This window comes from Nonomuraea sp. JJY05 (genome assembly GCF_043496855.1).
Taxonomy (GTDB): domain Bacteria; phylum Actinomycetota; class Actinomycetes; order Streptosporangiales; family Streptosporangiaceae; genus Nonomuraea.
In genome coordinates this window covers 23091-29081 of the sequence record NZ_JBIEIS010000083.1, presented here as the reverse complement: position 1 = coordinate 29081, position 5991 = coordinate 23091, and the positions used below count along the sequence as shown (strand labels likewise).

The window sequence follows — 5991 nt, the reverse complement described above, 5'->3', positions numbered from 1 at the left end:
CGACAGCGAGCGGCCTGCGCGACTACCAGGCGATGATCCTCAACGGCCGGGCCGCGGTGCTGATCAGAATGGGCCGGCTGGACGACGCGATCGACGCGGGCCGAAGAAGCTTGGAGATCTGGGCGGAGTTCGACGATCCCCACGGCGAGGGAACGGCGACCGACACGCTGGCCGATGCCTACCGACGCGCCGGCAGGCTCGCCGAGGCCGAGGCCGGATACCGGAGGGCGGCCTACCTCCACCACAAGGCCGGTGCCCGCGCGCTGGAGGCCGTTACCCTGTGGGGGCTCGGCGACACCCTGTACGATCTTGGACGGCAGGACGAGGCGCGGAAGTGCTGGCACCAGTCAGCTCGGATTCTGTGTGATGTCCACCTCATCACCGAGGAGGAGCTGGAGGTCCTGCTCGCCCAGGACCTCCCGCAGCCTCCCGACCCCGTCAAGCACTTGAGCGCGGGAGCGCGTTGATCAGGTCGGTGATCGCCCTGTAGAGGACCTGCTCTTCGACTTGTCCTTGTCACAGACGTCGCCGCTGATGTCGACGGAGACGAAGTACTGTAGACGCCGTCCACTGCGGGCTTCGGCGCGGGTGCGTCCCCTGGTACACCTGGCGGGTGGCCGTCGATGAAGCGGATGGCGCGCCCGCCCACGACCGCCACTCTGGACCCGCGCGGCCCGGGGCAACGATGAAGGTCAGGAGTTCGGGCCGAGATGGCTGCGGCGTTCTTCTGCGGTCAGCTCGCGCGTACGGCGCGATCTGGCGAGTTCGAGCACCGTTCCGGCCGGGCCGCACACCTCGCAGGCGCGGGTCCGGACGAGGCTGCCGCCCAGACCGGTCGCCAGCGGGCGACCGAGGATGATCTGCGGGCTCAACCCCCTGACGATCCGCGTACCGTCGGGGCTGAACGCCGCGAGACCGCCGGTCGCGCCCCAGCCGGTCAACTCCAGCGGTTCGCCGCCGCCTGTCGCCCGCCAGAACCGCAGGTGGCCCGCAGGTTCGTTGGTGACCAGCCAGGTGCCGTCAGGGCTGAACCTCACCTTACGGACGGTGTTCTCGGCGCCCTGCAGCACGGCCGCGGGCTCGCCCCGGCCGCCGGTGTCCCAGAGCCGGATGGCGCCGTCCGCGGCCGCGGCGGCCAGTCGCAGCCCGTCCGGGCTGAACGCGAGGCCGGTGATGTCCTCCACATGGCCGCGAAGAATCTTCGGCTCGCTCTTGCCGGTCAGGTCCCAGACAACGACGGTGTGGTCGTCACGGGCGTCGGCCAGTTTCATGCCGTCCGGGCTGAGTGCCACGTCGCCGTCGGCGCGCCCCGTGGGCCGGGCCTGCCAGCCGGTGACCGCTGTCAGCCCGCCGGACGGGGAGATCTGCCACACCTGCGGTTCGGTGTCGAAGGCGCCCGCCACGATCCGCTTTCCATCGGCGCTGAACGCCAGGCCGCCCGGGAGGCCGCGGAAGGGCGCGGGTGTGGTGGCTGGCGCGCCGGCGGTGGTGAGGTCCCACAGGCTCAGGGTCCCGGCCCGGCCGACGCCCGCCATCCGCCGGCCGTCAGGGCTCAGCGCGACGAGGTAGCCGGCATCACGCGGGCCGTGCACCTCGGCCGAGGTCGTACCGCGCCAAATCTTGATGCGGACGTCCCGCGGGCTGAGGAGTGAATCCGGGCCCGCGCTGACCGCCACCGTGCTCGTGTCAGCGCTGAGCGCCAGGGGCCTGCCCTCGCTCGGTGCCGGGTCGCCCGCCGTGATGTCCCACGTCCGCAGGGAGCCGTCCGCATCGACGGTGACCAATGACTTCCCGTCCGGGGTGAACGCCGCCCCGCGCGGATTCCCTTTCGGGCTGCGCAACACCAGCGGGTCGGCCTCGCTGCCCGTCGTCCAGACGCGGATCACGCCGTCGGCGCCGTAGGTCGCCATGCGATCCCCGGCCGCGGTGAACACCAGGCCGTTCAGCTTCGGGGCGTGGCCGGCCAGCTCGATCTGCGGGATCCAGTCGCCGGCCGGCGCCTCCGTCGCGTCCCAGACACGGGGAACGTCGCCTTCGACGGTCGCGACCCATGGCCCGCGCGGGCTGACGGCCACCTGCTCCGGCTCACCGCGGGCGGCCGCGCGCTGCAGAACGGGCCGGTCTCCGGTCATGTCCCATAGTCGCAGCGGCGATCCGTTGCCCCCGGTGGCGAGCAGCCGGCCGCTGGGGCTGAACGAGACGCTCCTGACCGCGCGGCCGGGGACATCGAGCTTGACGGGCTCGGAACGTCCCCGCTTCCAGATACGCACGCCGTCGCTGTGCGCGCTCGCCACCCTGCCGTCCCGGCTGACGCTGACGCCGTTGACGCTACCGTCAACGGTTCCCAGAACCACGGGCGGACCGCTAGACGCCAGGTCCCATTGCACCAGTTCTCCTCCGGAGCCTCCGGTGACGAGTTGCCGGCCGTCCTCGCTGAACGCGGCGCTCAGGATGCCGTCCGTCCGATCCGCCTGGAGCACATGGCCGGCCCGGCGCGGCGCGGCACCGTCCAGGCTCCAGATCTCCAGGCTCGCCGGGCCCGACCCTGCGCCCCAGATCGCGATCTTCCGGCCGTCCGGGGTGGCCGTCGTTCCTGTGACCCTGCGCAGGCCGACCGGGGTGGAGCCGCGCAGCCGGGAGTCTGCAGTGGCCTGGCGGAGCACGAGGTCGGCCTCCGGAGTGGACTCCACCTCGTACGCCTCGATCGCCAGCAGCAATGCCAGTTCCGGGTCTTGCTGGAGCTGGCGGCGCGCTTCGGCGGCCAGCCGTACCGAGGCGGCACGGTCGCGCTCGACGTTCCTGTTGCCTACCTGGACCAGGACGAGCGCGGCCAGCACGATGACCGCGACGGCGGCGACCGGCAGCCCGCCGAAGGCGAGACGGGTCCGGCGGCGGGCCCGGTCGCGCTCGGCCGCGCTCGAGCGGCAGGCCGCCAGGAAGGTTCGCTCCAGCTCGTTCAGCGGTACGAAGCTCGCCTCGCCGTCCCAGAAGGCGAGGCGAGTGCCGCGGTACAGGTAGTCCTCGCCGCGCCCGTTGCGGTCCCACTCGGCCGCGTCAGACGTGAGCCGCTGGTGCCGCAGAAGGGTCTCGCGGTCGGCGGTGAGCCATTCCCGCAGCCGGGGCCAGCCGGTGAGGAGCGCTTCATGGGCGATGTCGACCAGGTCCTGGTCCACGACGATGAGCCTGGCGGCGGCGAGCCGGTCGAGGACCGCGTCCAGCTCGCCGGCGGGTCCGATGCCGGCGAGCTCGTCCCGGTCGAGACCGCGGCGGGTGTCGGAGCTGCCCGAGCCCAGGGCGACGAGCCGCAGCAGCACGGCGCGGAGCAACTGCCGCTGGTCGGCTTCCAGATCGGCGTACAGGTGCTCGGCGGTCCGCGCGATCGCGCCGGACACGCCACCCACGGCCCGGTAGTCCGCCAGCGTCAGCGTGTCTCCCTGCTGCCTGCTCCACGTTTCGCGCAACGCGTGCGCGACCATCGGGAGCGCCCCCGTCTGCTCGGCGGCCTCGGCCACCACGGTGACCACCAGATCCGGGTCCACGCTCAGCCCCGCCCGGCCGGCGGGTTCGGTGATGATGGCGCGCAGCTCCTGCTCGGACATGGGTCCGACCGGCAGGTGAACGCTGTCGAGGAGGGCTGCGGCCAGACCGGGATGCGACATGCAGCGCTCGTAGAAGTCGGTGCGGATCCCGATCACCAGCGCCGGGCCGTCCTGACCGCTGACGAGCTCGCTCAGCGCGTCGAGGAAGCCGGCGCGTTCCCGCTCGTCGGCGCAGAGCGTGAACGTCTCCTCGAACTGGTCGACGATCATCACGTCGGAGCCGTCGGCGTCGGTGGCGTGCAACCGGGACAGCGGGTGCGCACCCGGAGTGAGCAGCGTGACGGTGGTTCCGTCGGCGGTCAGTCGTGCGGCCAGCCCGGCCCGCAGCAAGGAGGATTTGCCGCTGCCGGTGGCCCCGCGGACCACCGTCAGCGGTCCCTGTTTCACGGTCTTCAGCAGGACCTCGAGAAGGTCGTCCCGGCCGAAGAACAGGTCGGCGGCGTCGACGTCCAGCGGAAGCAGGCCGGGGTAAGGGCAACGGCGCTGCGACCGTTCGAGTTCGGCCGCGACCAGATGCCACTTCCGCTCCCATTCGGCGGGGTCGCCACCGCAGGCGACGGCGTACGCCAGTGTCGCCTCAAGAGTGGGCAGCCGCGTCCCGGTGGCCGCCTCGGCGAGGGTGCTCCGCGAGAAATGCGCGCGCTGCGCGAGTACGCGGTAGCTCGGTCGCCCGGCCTCGTCCCTGAGCCGGCGCAATTCCCAGGCGAGCCTTTCTACGGGACCGGCCAACGGATCCACCGGCTGCTCGGGCCGCCCCAATGTGCACTCACCTCTTGTTGTCCGGAGTCTTTGCCGCGTTGTCCTGGACCCACGGAGGGCTATCTCGGACATCCCTGGGCCGCCTTAGACCTTAGATCTCCAGCACGACAAGAGGGGCAAATATGGGATTTCACGTACTGGGACCTTTGGAGATCCACACGGGGGATGGAGCCGCCGACGCCTACGTGAACCGGGCCGGGCCCCTGTGCGGCATGGGCGACAGCGTCCACGTCCGGCGCGACGTCGAGGCCGGCCTGGCGCTCGCGCCGTCCGACCAGGACGGAGACCTGGACGCCCCGTCCGGTTCTTTGACATCCACGCGGACGTTGCCGCGGTTGTAGAACACCTCGGGGGGCGGGGGCCAGGCCTGATCGTGGTCGCCGGACCGAGCCCGGACGGTGGCCTGGTGCGTAAGCATCACCAGCCGCAGCAGCGCGTGCTCGTCCGGGCCGAACGTTTCGTCCAGTAGGGTCAGCCCTGTCTCGAGCAGGCGCAGCGCTCGTGCGGGTCCGTGCCGTGCGGGTGGCGTCGACGGGCAGTTCCTGCCCGGCCATGGCGACGCCCCCAGCGGGCAGCGGTCGATCGCGCCGTAGGTCGAGGTGAGCCGGCCGACTGCGGGCACTCCCACGGCGATCGCCGACAGGTAGAAATCAGGCGTCACGACCGCCTCGGCCGCTTCTGCCGCGAGGGCCCGGCCGTCCATCGGCTGGGCGCATGCCCGGACATCGTGTCGGCTGCGGTCCACGACCGTCTCGGCCTTGGCCTGGTCGAGCACGCGGAGCGCGACGTACTCGAGCAGCATGGGCGCCCAGGCCAAGGTGGTGGCGCCGTGAGCGGGTCGGCCTGCCGTATCCGGCCGCAGGAGCCGCCCGTCCAAGCCTTCACCTCCTGGTATGTACGCTTACCGGTGTGACTCGCCGCCCGCACACCCGCCCTCCCGTCCTCGCGGACGTGGCGAGGGTCGCCGGTGTGTCCGTCCCCACGGTGTCTCGGGTGTTGAGCGGGTCCGCGCCGGTGAGCGCCGATAAGCGCAGGCAGGTCCTGCGCGCGATCCAGGAGCTGGGATACCGACCCAACGCCGCGGCGCGCGCCCTGGCGACCGGCCGGCGCTCCATCATCAGCGTGCTGACCAGCGATACCACCCGATACGGTTATGCCAGCGCGATCCGGGGGATCGAGGAGGCCGCCCGCGCGGTCGGCCTGGTGGTGGCCCTGACGATGCTGGACGGCGACGACGAGGAGTCGGTGCGGGTAGCCGTGGACCTCGCGCTCGACCAGCCGCTCGCTGGGATGATCGTGCTCGAGTTCGATATCCAGGGCAGCCAGGCGCTGGCGGCGCTGCCCGACACGGTCCCCGTGGCGGCGGTGTCCTCCGCCGGGCAGGGCAGGAGCGTCCCGCGGGCCCTGTTCGACGACCACGCCGGCGCGCGGGACGCGACGAACTACCTGCTCGGACTGGGCCATCGCACCGTGCACCACGTGGGGATACCGGCCTCCGGCCGGCCGAGCGGGCGGCTGCTGGGCTGGCGGGAGGCGCTGGAGGCGGCGGGAGCCCCGGTTCCGGAGGTCGTGGAGAGTGACGGGACCCCGCGCTCGGGCCTCCAGGCCGGCGCGGGGGGGGGAGGGTGGGGGG

General features: G+C 72.2%; 4 protein-coding genes. 2 read left to right on the top strand and 2 right to left on the bottom strand.

Annotated elements, in window-relative coordinates; translation table 11 throughout:
- On the top strand, nt 1-467 hold a 467-nt coding region (locus ACFKCF_RS59680), incomplete at its 5' end, for a tetratricopeptide repeat protein (RefSeq protein WP_394506162.1).
- Nucleotides 468-692: 225 nt separating this feature from the next.
- On the opposite strand, the gene ACFKCF_RS59675 is transcribed toward ACFKCF_RS59680, so the two are convergent.
- Complete coding sequence (locus ACFKCF_RS59675; protein ID WP_394506160.1) at nt 693-4328, bottom strand: helix-turn-helix domain-containing protein; 3636 nt, start codon at nt 4326-4328, stop codon at nt 693-695.
- A 211-nt stretch (nt 4329-4539) separates the two neighbouring features.
- Nucleotides 4540-5160: a hypothetical protein gene (locus tag ACFKCF_RS59670; protein ID WP_394506170.1), complete on the bottom strand. Its 621-nt coding sequence runs from the start codon at nt 5158-5160 to the stop codon at nt 4540-4542.
- Here ACFKCF_RS59670 and ACFKCF_RS59665 point away from each other — a divergent pair.
- The coding region (locus ACFKCF_RS59665; protein WP_394506158.1) for a LacI family DNA-binding transcriptional regulator at nt 5073-5991 on the top strand (919 nt) is incomplete at its 3' end. The genes ACFKCF_RS59670 and ACFKCF_RS59665 overlap by 88 nt on opposite strands.